This is a genomic window from Pelagicoccus sp. SDUM812003 (assembly GCF_031127815.1).
In the GTDB taxonomy this organism is placed as follows: domain Bacteria; phylum Verrucomicrobiota; class Verrucomicrobiia; order Opitutales; family Opitutaceae; genus Pelagicoccus.
Genome location: NZ_JARXHY010000018.1, coordinates 83,355 through 97,539, shown reverse-complemented (window position 1 = coordinate 97,539; position 14,185 = coordinate 83,355). Strand labels below are relative to the sequence as shown.

Here is a 14,185-nt window from a genome sequence, read left to right as displayed (position 1 = left end):
CGTTGGCGTCTAGAACCCTTTCTTGCTGCAGATCTCGCGAACTTCGCACAGGACTTGGTTCGACAGGTTGATGAAGGCGACCAGGGATGCGTTCGACTCGATGCGTTCGTCGATGGCGAGGCCGAATACGTCCGCTTGGGCCTTTTTCACGCACGCTTCCAGCTGTGTTCTTTCTTCTGAGCTGGCGATATCTTCAACTTTGGAGCGAAGTTCGAGAATCTCTCGGTAGAAGCGATCGATGGTATCCTTCTTTCGATTACGATTGAAGCGGGCGAGGGCCAGGAAACCGCTGGCGATGGCGGCACAGAAGGTGACGATCAGAGCGATCACGTCCGCCCAGCGTTCCACGAAGGAGGGATTGTCTCGTTCCAGATAACGTCGACTGCCGGGATGGAGATGGAGAACGAGGTGGTGGGGATTGAAGTCTTCCTTGAGCTGTTCGGTTACGAGGGAAAACGGAGCCGCGACTTCCTGCACGTTTTCCAGAAGCAGTTTGGCGACTTTTCTGACGAGCTCCTCTTCGCAGTCGTCTTTGGCGATGAGGACGGTCTGTGTTGAAATGGTCAATACAGGCGATGGATTGAAACTCCCGTAGAGTCCGGCGGGCAGGGTGAAGGTTTCGATGCCGTTGTAGCGAAGAGCGATTCCTTCCGCCTCGGTGCCTGCGCCAAGATTTGCTGCGTCCCCGAAACTGAAAAGCTCGTATTCGCTAAGCTGCGACAGACTGTCAGCCGTTAGCAGTCCTCCCAGCACGAAGTAGACGTCGGGCTCGATTTCCCAAGGATTGTCCAGAATCTGGTAGTCTTGCTCGACCCGAAGATCGGTCGTCAAACGGTCCAGCAAGCGCCAAGCGGGACCACCGATGGGGCCCGCGTAGACGGTTTTCCCGTCAAGAAGATCAGCCAGCGAGTCCGCGCTCATACCCTTTTTATGGAGCACATGAAGAATGCTGGGGTAGAGAGGAACGACGGTGGCGAGGTCTTTTATTTTTCGCTCAGGTTCCTCCGCGATGGCGAACACGACCGTTCCGTCGAGCACCGCTTGCAGGATTTCCGCTTCGTTTGCAAAGCTGGTAGTAGACGCGGGAAGCTTGTTTTGGTTTAGGAGCCCGGAAACTGCCTGGGCGATAGATGGACCTGGCTCTTCGACGGAATGCCCGATGACGATCGAGTGCTCTCTTTTTCCGCAGCCTGCTAGAGCGACGAGGATCAGGAGCAGGAAAAGTGGCGTGAAAGCCCGTCTGCTCATTCAGATTTCTCCAACAAGTCGAAATTGTAATCGGCTCGTTGGCGGAGGCGCTCGGAATTGTTTTCCCAGATCATTCGGCCATTGGTGAAGGCCGTCACTTCGAACAAGAGCAGTTGATCGTTTTCGACCTTGAAGTTGGTGAAATCCGGGCAGGTGAGTCGTCCCATGGCCAGAGCGGTGGCGCACCATCCGCCGTAGGAGGGCAGGTAGCGTTCGGGATCGGCGCGGAACGCATCTCGGTTTTTCTCGGAGGCGAAGCGGTACGCGCAGTTCCCGCGCGAGACCTCGTAGGTTTCGAGCCCCCTCTTCGGTTGGTCGTCCTGGAAGTAGCTCACAAGATCGTATCCGCCCATGGCGATGCCTCCCGGCGGGCAGGGGTGCTCCTCTCCTTTGCCGCTCTTCAACAGGCGCTCGCGCCGTTTCTGCTCCTCGGGTGTGAGCTCTTCAGCGAGTTCAGTTGTTGGAGCCTGCGGCGTTTCGGGTGTCTCGCTCTGAGCGGAGAGTAGCGAGGGGTAGGAGCTGGCGATCAGTAGAAAAAAGAGTACGTGCTTCACCTGAGTGTGGGTATGGGTTTAACAGGAGTTGGAGTGGGAGCAGAAACTTCGAGCAAATTTCGAGCCAACAATGCGTTGATTCCTGAGCGAAGGAAACCCGCATAGACGCACACTGATTTGGACGGTTCAATTGCCTGGTGGCGAGCGGCTGTTCAGGTAGAAGCGAGGCCTACTGGCTTACCGACTGGTCTAAGGCGCTTGGGCGGTGATGACGGCGCGCTTGGGGGCGGGGTAGCCTTCGATGGTTTTGCTGGGGTCGGTGGGGTCGAGAAAGTCTGAGAGGGATTCGAAGATCATCCACTCTGTAGAGCGCTGCTCGTCGGTGGTGGTAGTGGAGACGTCGACGACCTCGATGTCGCGGAAACGGCAGCGGGTAATCCACTGGACGAGGGTGTCGACGGTGGGGATGAACCAGACGTTTTTCATCTTTGCGTAGTATTGGTCGGGCACGAGGGAGTAGCCGTGGGGGCCGTCGACGATGATGGTCTCGAGGACGAGCTCGCCGCCTGGGCGGAGGAAGTTACGCAGCTCATAGAGGTGATCGAAGGGAGAACGACGATGGTAGAGTATCCCCATGCTGAATACAGTATCGAAGGCGGGAATTGCGGGCGGGAGGCCTTCGATGCCGAAGGGGAGGACCCAGACTGGCGGCTCTTTGAGGTATTTGCGGACCGCGAGGTACTGCATAATATAGAGCAAGAATGGGTCGGTGCCGAGAGCAAGGCGAGCGCCTTCGCCTGCCATGCGCCAGCAGTGGTAGCCCGAGCCGCAGCCGATATCGAGCACAAGGCGGTCCTTAAGCGGGGAGATGCCGGGGAGGAGGCGATCCCATTTCCAGTCGCTGCGCCACTCTGTGTCGATGTGGGTGCCGAAGAAATCGAAGGGACCTTTGCGCCAGGGGCGGAAGTGGTGGAGGGTGTCGGGGAGGGTAACGCGTTGCTCGGTAGTGATATCTTGGGGACGCCCAATCTGGATTGCGGGGGAGGAGAGGGATGACGCTGAAGGCTCTACCTGTGGCAGAGCGTCGATGGCTCCGAGCCAGCGTTCGAGGTGGCCATTGTTGGATTCGAGAATTGCGGGCTCGACGGTGGCCTGCAAAGGTTCAATCCACGGTTCGAGATCGGTACTGGCGAGATGCTGATAAAGGTCGTTGTAGGTGGAAAGTGGAGACATCTAAACGAGAACGTAAGAATGAGAAATTTAGGAGGGAGGAACGATTGGCGAAGTTTGGATGCGGTGCAGCACGTCGTTTTACACTTCAAGGCGGAGCAATGTTTCAGCCCGCGGAGATTGCGTTTTTATGGGGGCGAGAAAGCGCTCGATGGGAATGCTTCGCAACCGAAAAGTCATCTCAGCCGTCCCCCTTGGCAGGGAAATTACTCCTGTTCCTTTTATGAAATCCTCGGATCTGCTTGTAGACTGTCTCGAATCGGAAGGCGTCGAATTTATCTTCGGCGTTCCAGGGGAGGAGAATCTAGATTTTCTGGATTCTCTTTCTCGATCTAAAATCAAGTTTGTGCTGACGCGGCACGAACAAGCGGCGGGGTTCATGGCGGCGACCTATGGACGCTTGACCGGGAAGGCAGGCGTTTGTCTCGCCACGCTGGGGCCGGGGGCCACTAATCTTGTGACGGCGGGCGCCTATGCGCAGCTGGGAGCGATGCCTTTGGTGATGATTACGGGGCAGAAGCCGATCAAGAGCAGCAAGCAAGGGCAGTTTCAGATTCTCGATGTGGTGGATATGATGGCGCCATTGACTCACTATTCGAAGCAGATCGTGAGCGGGAGTTCGATTCCCTCTCTGGTAAGAAACGCGTTCAGCTCGGCGGAGGAGGAGCGCCCGGGAGCGGCTCACCTCGAATTGCCGGAGGACGTGGCGCGCGAGGAGGTTGAGGATCTCAAGCCAATCTTGGCCAGTTCCCGTCGCCGCCCTGTGGTGGAAGAGAAAGCCCTTCTGGAAGGGTGTGAACTGCTGAGACGCAGCAATTGTCCGATTCTTTTGATCGGCGCTGGGGCGAATCGAAAAATGACCTGCAAAATGCTGCGGGAGTTCGTGGATAAGCTTTGTATCCCATTTGTAACTACGCAAATGGGAAAAGGAGTGGTTGACGAAAACCATGAACTCTTCGTGGGCAACGCGGCCTTGTCGGATGGCGATTTTCCTCACCGCGCCTTGGAGTCGGCGGACTTGATTTTGAACGTCGGCCACGACGTGGTGGAGAAGCCCCCGTTTTTTATGAATTCGACTGAGCGGACCGTGATCCACGTCAACTTCGTTCCCGCAAAGATCGATCCGGTCTACTTCCCGCAAGCGGAGCTGATCGGGGACATCGCCCACACGATCTGGCAGCTCAATCAGCGTTTGGAGCCGCAAGCGCATTGGGACTTCAAGGTGGCGATGAAGGCCCGCGAGGGGAGGATTCACCACGGAGAAGAGCGGGCCCGCGACGATCGTTTTCCTATGTTGCCGCAGCATCTGGTGGTGATGCTCCGTGAAGCGATGGCGGACGAAGCGGTGATCGCTCTGGACAACGGAATCTACAAGCTGTGGTTCGCCCGCGACTACCTGGCGACGCTGCCGAACACGGTCCTGCTCGACAACGCGCTGGCTAGCATGGGGGCGGGGCTGCCGTCCGCGATGGCCGCTAAGCTGGTGTATCCCGAGCGGCGGGTCATGGCGATTTGCGGGGACGGCGGCTTCATGATGAATTCGCAGGAGCTGGAAACTGCGGTTCGCTTGAACTTGGATTTGGTGGTTCTGGTTCTCAACGACTCGTCCTATGGCATGATTCGCTGGAAGCAGGCTGACATGGGATTCGAGGATTACGGGCTGTCGTTTAAGAATCCGGATTTCGTGGCCTACGCCAACAGTTATGGGGCTACGGGGCATCGCATCGAAGCGACCTCAGAGTTGGTGCCAACCTTGGAGTCGTGTTACAGTAGTGGCGGTGTGCACTTGATCGACTTGCCGGTGGACTACTCGCTCAACAGGCAGGCCCTCTTCGAAGACATTCCGCGAGCGAGCTCGGAAATAAGCGAGTGAGCTAACCCCTAACCAAAGCAGATTTATGAAAACCGCCCTCAAGGAACGTTATCCCTACTACTTGGCGAACCGGCCGGTCGCGGCCAACGAGGATTTGGAGGTGACCGATAAGTACTCCGGCAAAGTCGTGACGCGAGTGGCGTTGGCGGACGCCGATGTCATTGAAAAGGCCATCGAAGCGGCGGTCGAAGCGACGGAACCGATGCGAAAGCTCGCTCCCTTCGAGCGAAAGGAGGTGTTGCTGCATTGTGTCAAACGCTTCGAAGAACGAGCGGAGGAGCTCGCTGATGTCTTGAGGATCGAAGCGGGAAAGCCGATCAAGGACAGTCGCGGAGAGGTGACTCGATTGATCGAAACCTTCCAGATCGCGGCGGAGGAAGCGGTTCGCGATCACCAAGGCGAGGTGCTCAATCTCGAAATAAGCGAGCGCTCTAAGGGCTATCGAGGCATGTATAAACGCGTGCCCATCGGTCCGTGCTCCTTTATCTCGCCCTTCAATTTCCCGCTGAATTTGACGGCTCACAAGGTGGCGCCTGCTATCGCGGCTGGATGCCCGTTCGTATTGAAGCCCGCCAGCCGAACGCCATTGGGAGCCCTCATGATAGGGGAGATCCTGGCGGAAACGGATTTGCCGAAAGGCGCCTTCTCAATACTGCCCTGCAGTCGCGATGGTGCGGACCTCTTCACCGAAGACGAGCGGCTGAAGCTTTTGAGCTTCACTGGTTCGCCCGATGTCGGCTGGAAGCTCAAGTCGAAGGCCGGAAAGAAGAAGGTGGTGCTCGAGCTCGGAGGCAATGCGGCCTGCATCATTGATAAGGGAGCCGATCTCGAAGATGCGGTTTCACGAGTGGTGACGGGCGCGTTCTATCAGTCAGGCCAGAGCTGCATCTCGGTGCAGCGCCTATTGGTGCACGAGGAGGAGCGAGAGGCCTTTGTCTCCAAATTGCTATCCGCCACCAAGCAGCTCAAGTCAGGCGATCCGGCGGATGAGGACGTGTTCGTGGGACCCATGATCGCCGAATCGGAAGCGGAGCGTCTGGAAAACTGGATACAGAAGGCGAAGGAGGCTGGAGGGAAGATCCTCTGCGGCGGCGGCCGTGACGGGGCGGTGGTAGAGCCGACTCTGATGACAAACGTGCCGAAGGACCAGCCACTGCAAGCCGAAGAAGCGTTTGGGCCGGTAGTGGTGATCGATACGTTTTCCGATTTCGATGAAGCCCTGCGAGAAACCAATGACAGTCGATACGGAATCCACGCGGGTGTCTTCACTCCCTCGCTTGACCATGCAATGAAGGCTTGGGACGAGCTGGAAGTCGGCGGGGTGTTGATCAATGAGATGCCATCGTGGCGGGTTGACAATCTCCCCTATGGAGGGGTGAAGGATAGCGGTCTCGGCCGCGAAGGTCTGCGCTACGCGATCGAGGATATGACTGAGATTCGAACGCTCGTTATACGTTCAGCATAGGCGTGATTAACTTCTGAATACGAAAGCATGCCCAAAGCCCTTAGAACCGACCTTCATAAGCTCGCCTCGACGACGAACGTCGTGGTAGCGCTACTGCCGATCGCCTTTTTCGCGGCCGGGTATTTTGTTTCCTTTTACTTTCATTTCCTCACCGTCGCTTCCTTCTTTTTGCTGATCGTGAACTTCTTCTACCGCCACGTGCAGAAGGAGCATTCCATTTTGCGCAACTTCGGGTTGCTGGGGCAGGGGCGGTACCTGATCGAGAGTCTCGGTCCTGAGTTTCGCCAATACTGGTTTATGGGAGACCGGGAGGAGAGACCGTTTAATCGCTTGGAGCGGGCGGAAGTCTATCGCAAGGCGAAGAACGTGGACTCGGTGGTTTCGTTCGGTTCCTTGATGGAGTACGACGCCAACGAGATCAAGCTGCGTCACTCCATGTTTCCCACGCCTGTTTCCAGACGAAAGCCCTATCGTTTGACGGTGGGCGAGGAACGAGGAGTGAAGAAGCCCTATGTGTTGACCAAGCCGTTCATGGTGAGCGGCATGAGCTACGGGGCCTTGGGAAGTCATGCTATTCGGGCCATCGCCCGCGGAGCTGCCGCTGCGGGGATTCCCATGAATTGCGGCGAGGGAGGGTATCCAAAATATCACTTCATGGAGGATGCGGACATCATTTTTCAGCTCGGAACGGCGAAGTTCGGAGTGAGAAACAAGGATGGAGATTTCGAGCCAGAAAAGCTGCAGGAGATCGCTGCAAATCCTCAGGTTAAAATGGTGGAGATAAAGTTTTCCCAAGGAGCCAAGCCCGGCAAGGGCGGAATGCTTCCCAAGGAAAAGATATCCAAGGAGATCGCGGAGATGCGCGGAGTTAAGATGGGAGAGGACGCCATCTCGCCGCCGTATCACAAGGAGTGCTCCGATTTGCCTTCCACCATCGCCTTTATCGATCGTATCCAAAAACTGGTGGATGTCCCGGTCGGCTGCAAAATGTGCATCGGCTCTTTGGACGAATTCAAGGACTTCGTGCAGGAGTGCATTCGCCAGGATGTGTTTCCAGATTGGATAAGCGTCGATGGGGGAGAAGGGGGGACCGGGGCGGCTCCTAAGACGTTTATCGACTACGTCGGCATGCCGCTTTTTCCAGCCTTGCACGGAGTGGTGAAGATATTGGTAGAGCTCGGCGTGCGGGATCGTGTGAAGGTGTTCGCGGCCGGCAAACTAATCAACGCGGCCCGGCAAAGCATCGCGTTCGCCCTTGGAGCGGACGCCATCTACAGCGCTCGCGGATTCATGCTGGCCCTCGGCTGCATTCAATCTCGCGAATGTGGCGCCAACACCTGCCCGGTTGGCATCACGACGCAGAACCCGAAGCTGCAAGCAGGCTTGGTGATCGAGGACAAGGCCAAGCGAGTGAAGCATTATATCGAAAACACCTTGCACGACCTCGACGAAGTGGTGGTGGCGATCGGCAAGTCCTGTCCCACGGAGTTGACCGTGGACGACCTGTTTATTCCGTCCGTTTGCAACCTCTACCAGATGGTGGAGAATGAACCGGGGCTGCGGAAGCCTTTGCAGGATCTGCGTTCCAACCAATAGCCCTCTCTCCGTTATGAAACCCTCTCTCTTGATAAGCTGGATTTTACGGATCGTGGTGGCTCTGATTTTAGGCCCGGCGGTTTATTTCAAGTTTAGCTCCGCAGATGCGGCTATCCAAAATTTCACTACGCTAGGCATGGAGCCGAGCGGCCGGTACATCGTGGCGATGTTGGAGTTGATCACGGTGTTGCTTCTGCTTACGCCGCAGGGCGTGGTTTGGGGCGCGATCTTGGGATGGGGCGTGATGAGCGGAGCATTGATCGCCCACGCGACTGAGCTTGGGTTCTCGGGGCCCGCGATGCCGTCGGCATTGATGGCGATCGCTAGCTGGATTCTGTGCGCCGCGATCGCTTTTCTTCATCGCGAGAAGGCCCTGTTTCTCAACGCGATGTTCGGCGGAAAAAGCCATCGCTCGGATACGGACTAGCTGAAGCGAGGAAGAAAGTGGATACATGATTTTGCCCACGAATATCACGAATCTTCACGAAGATTCGCGATTGCTTTAGCAAGATTCGCGACGATTCGAGTGGGTGGGTCGGCTCGTCCCCGAGACGACCGCTTTCTCTTGATTCACGTTTCTCGAACGTCTCGGGACGAGCCGTTCCACCTTCGAGGTAATTTGCTCTTGGGTCGTTATTCCGCTGCTTTTGGCGATGTGCCATTTTTTTCTGCCCACGAATTACACGAATGGACTCGAATGCTTTTTTCGAGATTCGCGACGATTCGTGTTATTCGTGGGAGGAAGTTACTTAAACGCGAGGAAGGAAGCGAAGTTGAAGCACTGCAGCCAGATCTCGTTGCGGGCGAAGCCGGCTTGGTCGAGGCGTTGCTCGTGGGCAGGAATGGTTTCGGGGACAAGCACGTTTTCCAAGGCGCTGCGCTTTTGCGAGATTTCCAGGTCGCTGTAGCCATTCGCCCGCTTGAAGTCGTGGTGCAAGGTTGTCAGGTCTTCCTGGATACGCGGGTCTTCGAATTGGATCTTTTCCGAAAGCACCAGCACGCCGCCGGGAGCGAGGCCGTCGTGGATGCGGGTGAGCAGCTCAAGTCGTTGTTCGATGGGGATGAATTGGAGAGTGAAATTGAGGACGACGATGGAGGCGTTTTCGATGGGTGTGGCTTGGATGTCCTGGCAATGCAGGGTCACGGGATAGCGGGTCTGCAGGTCGACCAGATGGCTGCGGCAGCGCTGCAGCATGGCCTCCGAGTTGTCGATGCCGACGAACTCGAGCTCGGACGTCTGCAGATTGCTGCCCATGGCTACCATGCCGGCGCCAAGCGAGCAGCCGAGATCGTAGACGCGAGTGCCGGGCTGGGCGTAGTGCTGGGCGATTATGCCCAGCAGGGATAAGGTCATGCCGTAGCCAGGGACGGAGCGACGTATCATGTCGTCGAATACGCTCGCGACCTTGCTGTCGAAGGCGAAGGCCTTGATCTGCTCTTTGGGCGTGGCGTAGACTTTATCCTGCGACATCGTATTTAGATGGAATTACTCTCCGAGAAACTTCTCTTTGAGTTCGTCGATGGCCTGATCGTCCATTTCCACAAGTCCCCCTAGAGAATAGGCATCGATGAGAGAGCCAGCGCTGAATTCGGCGACTTCGAGGCGATCGTAGGCCTCCAGTAGCGATTTTCCAACTACGAGAACCGCTTCGTTCTCGATGAGCAGTACGGGCGTCTTGGCATCGATGGCTGAGGAGACCGCTGACTCGTTGGTGTACTGTGCGCCGAACGGCAGGCGAGGGATGTCTCGCAGTAGGATGTAGCTCTCCGGGATGGTGCGGGTGGCGAAGGGAGTGTCGGTGAGGCAGAAGGCGGCGCTGGAGGGCGGCTGGGCGGTGATGATGGCGTTGATCCACGGGTGTTCGCGGTAGACCTTTTCGTGGAGCTTAACCGCTCGAGACGGGACTTTGCCCCGCTCGCGCTGTCCGTTTTTTATCAATACGACTTCGGAGGGGTCGAGCAGCTGGCGATCGATAAGCGTCGGGCTGATGAGGAAGCTCTCCTCGTCCAGCCGGGTGGAGACCACGCCTTCGAGGCTGGAGACCAGCTGATGGTCGTAGGCCCGGTGCATGATTTCGCAGAGGTTGCGGCGGCCGGCTTTTTCGGCGCTGCTACGTTCTCCTGGATCGAACTCTGGCAGCAGGTGCTTTCTCTGGTGGCGGAGATCGACCTGTTCCTGGGTGAGTTCTTTTACCTCGCCCAGCCGGCCTGCTTTTATCGCCAGTTGGGCGGAGAACTCCAGGGTCTCGAAGCGCCAGAAGGCGTCCAGCATGTCCTTGCCGCCGCAGACCACGCCGTGGTTTTCCAGCAGCACGCATTCGTTGCCGCGAGCGAAAGTTTCGGCGATGTTTTGCCCGAGCTGGGCGCTGCCCGGAAGGGCGTAGGGAGCGAAGTCGATGTTTTGGCACACCTCGTAGGCCTGCGGCACGATGCGGGTGGGAGGCAGCTTGCGAACGATGCTGTAGGAGACGAGGGCAGGCGGGTGGGCGTGCACGATAGCCTTGAGATCGGGGCGGGCTTCGTAGATCGCCTTGTGAAAGGGGAATTCGGAGGAGGGGCGGTGGCGGCCGTCGACGGTGCCGTCCGGCAGCACGCGAACGATGTCGTCCCAGGTGAGCGAGCCCTTGTCGACCCCAGCTGGGGTGATCCAAATGGTGCCGTCGGACTCGCGCAGGGAAATGTTGCCGCCCGAAGTGGTGGTCATGCCGAACTGGTAGATGCGATTCATGATGCTGAGCAGCTGATCGCGGGGGTGCATGAAATCGAAATTCATAGGTTGGGCTTAGTTACGGAAATTGCCGCGGAGCACAAACGGATTCGCCGTTTGGGTTTCCGTGGCCTCGGCTTGCTTGCTCGGAGGATGGCTCTACGGTGGTCGCGAAAATGAAGGTCTGGCTGGTGGAGTTTTTCGGGAGTCGCGAGCTGAACTACCTGTTTTGGGTGGCGACGCTGGCCACGACCCCGTTTTGGCTGCTGATGCTGTTCTGGCCGAAGAGTCGGGCGGCGCGCTGGCTGTGTCAGCTCTGGGTGGGGCCGCCGCTGCTGGGCGTTTTCTATCTCTATCTGCTCTATTTGGCGGACGATCTGACCGGACTGCCCGTTTTGGACGGGGTGGAGATGAAGAGCGTGCGCCGGTACTGGGCTCATCCTATCTTGTTCATCGCTTTATGGATGCATCGCCTTGCGGTCGACTTGTTCGTGGGGATTTGGATCGCGCGCTTTGGCAGGGCCAGAAACTGGGAGGTGCGGGGCGAGCTGGTATTGGTTTGGCTGGCGGGACCGATAGGCATGCTGGTCTTCGCGGGGCGGTACTGGCTAGCTAGGATCCGGGGACGATTGTCGTGAGAGAAAGTGAACATCCGAGGGCTTTGCTGGACTAAGAAACGACGATCCGCTTGCCTCCCCTCCATCTATGCTCGCTCGATTCACCACCGCTGCCCTTCTAGCGATTTTCTGCCTCGATTGCTCGCTTCGCGCCGACGCCTTTCTCGGCGTGAGACGAGCCGAGATCGAGCAGGTGATTGATCTCGGATACAATCTGGATCCTGCGGTGGAGGAAGCGATTGAAGGTCTCAAGGCGAAGTATCCCGAATCTCCCGTTCCTGGGTTGCTGGAAGTCGGGCGCTTGTATTGGAAGCAGAACTACCTGGAATGGGACACGGAATCAAAGGAGCGCTTCGAGAGCGTTTCCAGTCGAGCCTTGAAGCAGGCGGTCGACTTTAGCAAGGAGCATCCCGAGGACAGCGACGCCCAGTTCGTAGTGGCCATGATCGAGCTGTCTCAGGTTATCTACTACGTCGATCATCATCGCTGGTGGGCGGCCTTCTGGAAGAGCCGAGGCAGTCTCAAGACTATGCGTCAGCTGTTGGAGAAATCGCCACGCTATGCGGATGCCAAGCTGCCGCTAGGCATGGCGAACTGCTATCTGTCCAAGACTCCTGGATACCTGAAGCCGCTGGCGTTTTTGATGCGTTTCAAGGGAGATTGGGATACCGGAATTCGGTTTATGCAGGACTTGAAGCAGGAGGGCTTGTTCTGTCGAGTGGACGCCGGGTACTACCTGGGCGGAATCCAGATCGAGTTGGTGGGCGACCGCGAGGCGGCCCGCGACGAGTTTGCGGAGCTGGCTCGGCGCTATCCTGGTAACCTGAAGTTTCGATCCATGTGGGCGGAATTGGAGCGAGGGCTGGGAAATGCCCAGCGGGCCTGGGATCTCGCGGGCGAGGTGGTGGCCGATGGGCGGATTTCCGATTTTCCGGCGATTCGTCTGAGGACGCTGGAAACCAGGGTTTGGAGTTCCCTCGCTTTGGGCGAGTATGACAATACGCTCGCTGCGATCGAGACCATCGAGGAGGTCGCCGCGGGCTTCGAGTTTCTTGCTCCCCGGCTCGCTTGGGCGACGCATGCTCGGGCGGAGGCCTTGCTCGGCCGGGGCGAAGCGAAGGAGGCGCTGGAGCTTTGGGCGAGCATCGACTCGACTTACCCAGGCGTCCATGAGGCGGCCCAGCGACGCGCAGCCGAGGTGAAAAAGTCCCTCGCTGGAAAATAAGAGTCTCTCCGGCGGCGTTTTACAGTTGTCTCGCCGCGAACGCGTTGCTGTCTAGATCCTTCGATGAGCAAGAAGAACGGCAAGTGGGTAGTGACGGCGATCATTGGGTTCGTGTTTCTAATCAGTCTGATCGCGGTGGTGGTGCAGAAGCAGATCAACGCGAATCGCGGCAAGCCAGCCAGCTCCGCGGAAACGGCCAGCGAAACGGCGGCGGAGTAGGTGGTTGGCCGGGATGGAGGAAGTGAGGGCTTGTCGGGTCGGCGCCTCGACCTAAAGCGCGAAGACTGGCTAATACCGCTCTTTAGGAATGAGTTGACCTAAAGCGAGGCAGCTCTATGGCGTTTGGGTTCTTTTCACCATGAACCGCGTATACATCAAGACCTATGGCTGTCAGATGAACGAGCGTGACAGCGAGCAAGTCGCGTCGTCGTTGCGCGATCGTGGCTACAGCATCGTTGATAACGAACACGATGCGGACGTCGTGCTGCTCAATACCTGCAGCGTGCGCGACCAGGCGGAGCAGAAGGCCATCGGCAAGGCCGGCTACCTGAAAAAGCGCAAAGTGGAGAATCCCAACTTCCTGCTCGGAGTGATGGGCTGCATGGCCCAAAACCGCGGTAGCGAGCTGATCGATCGCTTGCCGGACCTCGACTTGGTGGTGGGCACCCAGAAGTTTCACCGTGTGCCGGATCATTTGGACAACCTGATCCAGAGCATGAACGGGCAGGGCCCGCGTCCCAGCTCCATCGTGGATCTGGCGGAGGAAGCCGGTTCGCAAAACACCATCCGCGACCACATCGGCAAGCAGGGGCAGGTCAGCGCTTACGTTTCCATCATGCAGGGCTGCAACATGAACTGCGCCTTCTGCATCGTGCCCAAAACCCGCGGCCGCGAGCGAGCTCGTCCCATCGAGGAGATCGTGGACGAGGTGACCGGTTTGGCGGAAAGCGGGGTCAAGGAAGTGACTTTGCTCGGCCAGATCGTGACCAGCTACGGGCGTCGCGATTTTCCGGTGGTGGGTGGCAAAAGCCCCTTCGTGCAGCTGCTGGAGAAGATAAACGACATCCGCGGCATCGAGCGCATCCGCTTCACCTCGCCCCATCCGCGCGGCTTCAAGCAGGACCTCGTCGAGGCCTACCGCGACCTGCCGAAGCTCTGCGAATACGTGCACCTGCCGCTGCAGGCCGGCTGCAACAAGACGCTGCGGGCCATGAACCGTCCTTACACCAAGGAGCGCTATTTGGAGATCGTGGAATCGCTGCGCAAGGTGGTGCCGCACATGTATTTTTCCACCGATATCATCGTGGGCTTTCCGGGCGAGACGGAGGAGGACTTCGACGAGTCGGCCAAGTTTTTCGAGGAAATCGGCTACGACATGGCCTACGTTTTCAAGTACAGCATCCGCACCGGCACTCCGGCCGAGGTGATGCCCGACCAGATCCCGACCGAGGAAAAGGAGCGCCGCAATCAGGTGCTGCTCGATATCCTGCACAAGAGCTCGCTGAAGCGAAACGAGTCCCTGCTCGGCACCACGCAGCAGGTCTTGGTGGAAGGCCCGGCCAAGAAGGGCGACAAGTTCACCGGCAAGACCCGCGGCTTCCGCACCGCCATCTTCGACGCCGACGAGCGCTTGATCGGGCAACTGGTTGACCTGAAGGTTGATCGGGCCACGGTGAGTTCGCTCTACGGCGACATTGAGCTTGCGGGGGTAGAGCGCTGAGCCTTTCTTG

The 14,185-nt window shown here is 57.9% G+C and carries 13 protein-coding genes; 8 read left to right on the top strand and 5 right to left on the bottom strand.

The features are described 5' to 3' along the window. Positions 1-9: 9 nt before the first annotated feature. The 3 genes from QEH54_RS19870 to cmoB all read right to left on the bottom strand — a co-directional run bounded on the left by QEH54_RS19870 (position 10) and on the right by cmoB (position 2,975). Complete coding sequence (locus QEH54_RS19870) at positions 10-1,248, bottom strand: TAXI family TRAP transporter solute-binding subunit (protein WP_309020463.1); 1,239 nt, start codon at positions 1,246-1,248, stop codon at positions 10-12. After that, positions 1,245-1,802, bottom strand: coding sequence for a YHS domain-containing (seleno)protein (locus QEH54_RS19865; protein WP_309020462.1), 558 nt, complete (start codon positions 1,800-1,802; stop codon positions 1,245-1,247). Before QEH54_RS19865 ends, QEH54_RS19870 begins: the two co-directional genes overlap by 4 nt. Positions 1,803-1,991: 189 nt before the next feature. Beyond that, positions 1,992-2,975: a tRNA 5-methoxyuridine(34)/uridine 5-oxyacetic acid(34) synthase CmoB gene (gene cmoB / locus QEH54_RS19860; RefSeq protein WP_309020461.1), complete on the bottom strand. Its 984-nt coding sequence runs from the start codon at positions 2,973-2,975 to the stop codon at positions 1,992-1,994. A gap of 220 nt (positions 2,976-3,195) precedes the next feature. Here cmoB and QEH54_RS19855 point away from each other — a divergent pair, with 220 nt between their 5' ends. The 4 genes from QEH54_RS19855 to QEH54_RS19840 are packed head-to-tail and all read left to right on the top strand — an operon-like array spanning position 3,196 to position 8,333. Then, positions 3,196-4,845, top strand: coding sequence for an acetolactate synthase large subunit (locus QEH54_RS19855; RefSeq protein WP_309020460.1), 1,650 nt, complete (start codon positions 3,196-3,198; stop codon positions 4,843-4,845). Positions 4,846-4,870: 25 nt separating this feature from the next. Next, positions 4,871-6,310 (top strand): aldehyde dehydrogenase family protein, encoded by a 1,440-nt coding sequence (locus QEH54_RS19850; protein ID WP_309020459.1) that lies wholly within the window; start codon positions 4,871-4,873, stop codon positions 6,308-6,310. 27 nt (positions 6,311-6,337) lie between these two features. Beyond that, a complete protein-coding gene (locus QEH54_RS19845; protein WP_309020458.1) occupies positions 6,338-7,906 on the top strand; it encodes an FMN-binding glutamate synthase family protein in 1,569 nt (522 codons plus the stop codon). Positions 7,907-7,919: 13 nt separating this feature from the next. Beyond that, a complete protein-coding gene (locus QEH54_RS19840) occupies positions 7,920-8,333 on the top strand; it encodes a DoxX family protein (protein ID WP_309020457.1) in 414 nt (137 codons plus the stop codon). 318 nt (positions 8,334-8,651) lie between these two features. On the opposite strand, the gene cmoA is transcribed toward QEH54_RS19840, so the two are convergent. Further along, a complete protein-coding gene (gene cmoA / locus QEH54_RS19835) occupies positions 8,652-9,377 on the bottom strand; it encodes a carboxy-S-adenosyl-L-methionine synthase CmoA (protein ID WP_309020456.1) in 726 nt (241 codons plus the stop codon). A 15-nt stretch (positions 9,378-9,392) separates the two neighbouring features. Next, a complete protein-coding gene (locus QEH54_RS19830) occupies positions 9,393-10,679 on the bottom strand; it encodes a class II aldolase/adducin family protein (protein WP_309020455.1) in 1,287 nt (428 codons plus the stop codon). Positions 10,680-10,789: 110 nt separating this feature from the next. Here QEH54_RS19830 and QEH54_RS19825 point away from each other — a divergent pair, with 110 nt between their 5' ends. The 4 genes from QEH54_RS19825 (at position 10,790) to miaB (ending at position 14,175) form a co-directional block, all read left to right on the top strand. Then, positions 10,790-11,251, top strand: coding sequence for an abscisic acid-deficient protein Aba4 family protein (locus QEH54_RS19825; RefSeq protein WP_309020454.1), 462 nt, complete (start codon positions 10,790-10,792; stop codon positions 11,249-11,251). A gap of 67 nt (positions 11,252-11,318) precedes the next feature. Further along, on the top strand, positions 11,319-12,455 hold the full coding sequence (locus QEH54_RS19820; protein WP_309020453.1) for a tetratricopeptide repeat protein: 1,137 nt from the start codon (positions 11,319-11,321) through the stop codon (positions 12,453-12,455). Between the two features lie 63 nt (positions 12,456-12,518). Beyond that, the gene (locus QEH54_RS19815; RefSeq protein WP_309020452.1) at positions 12,519-12,674 is read left to right on the top strand and encodes a hypothetical protein; all 156 of its coding nucleotides are present in this window, start codon (positions 12,519-12,521) and stop codon (positions 12,672-12,674) included. A gap of 139 nt (positions 12,675-12,813) precedes the next feature. Next, positions 12,814-14,175: a tRNA (N6-isopentenyl adenosine(37)-C2)-methylthiotransferase MiaB gene (gene miaB / locus QEH54_RS19810; RefSeq protein WP_309020451.1), complete on the top strand. Its 1,362-nt coding sequence runs from the start codon at positions 12,814-12,816 to the stop codon at positions 14,173-14,175. The last annotated feature ends 10 nt before the right edge of the window (positions 14,176-14,185 follow it).

Bases quoted from the DNA above. Each gene is read 5' to 3' on its own strand.
- cmoA (WP_309020456.1), bottom strand. From the start codon at position 9,377: ATGTCGCAGGATAAAGTCTACGCCACGCCCAAAGAGCAGATCAAGGCC.
- cmoB (WP_309020461.1), bottom strand. From the start codon at position 2,975: ATGTCTCCACTTTCCACCTACAACGACCTTTATCAGCATCTCGCCAGT.
- QEH54_RS19870 (WP_309020463.1), bottom strand. From the start codon at position 1,248: ATGAGCAGACGGGCTTTCACGCCACTTTTCCTGCTCCTGATCCTCGTC.
- QEH54_RS19850 (WP_309020459.1), top strand. From the start codon at position 4,871: ATGAAAACCGCCCTCAAGGAACGTTATCCCTACTACTTGGCGAACCGG.
- miaB (WP_309020451.1), top strand. From the start codon at position 12,814: ATGAACCGCGTATACATCAAGACCTATGGCTGTCAGATGAACGAGCGT.
- QEH54_RS19825 (WP_309020454.1), top strand. From the start codon at position 10,790: ATGAAGGTCTGGCTGGTGGAGTTTTTCGGGAGTCGCGAGCTGAACTAC.
- QEH54_RS19845 (WP_309020458.1), top strand. From the start codon at position 6,338: ATGCCCAAAGCCCTTAGAACCGACCTTCATAAGCTCGCCTCGACGACG.
- QEH54_RS19830 (WP_309020455.1), bottom strand. From the start codon at position 10,679: ATGAATTTCGATTTCATGCACCCCCGCGATCAGCTGCTCAGCATCATG.
- QEH54_RS19820 (WP_309020453.1), top strand. From the start codon at position 11,319: ATGCTCGCTCGATTCACCACCGCTGCCCTTCTAGCGATTTTCTGCCTC.
- QEH54_RS19855 (WP_309020460.1), top strand. From the start codon at position 3,196: ATGAAATCCTCGGATCTGCTTGTAGACTGTCTCGAATCGGAAGGCGTC.
- QEH54_RS19815 (WP_309020452.1), top strand. From the start codon at position 12,519: ATGAGCAAGAAGAACGGCAAGTGGGTAGTGACGGCGATCATTGGGTTC.
- QEH54_RS19840 (WP_309020457.1), top strand. From the start codon at position 7,920: ATGAAACCCTCTCTCTTGATAAGCTGGATTTTACGGATCGTGGTGGCT.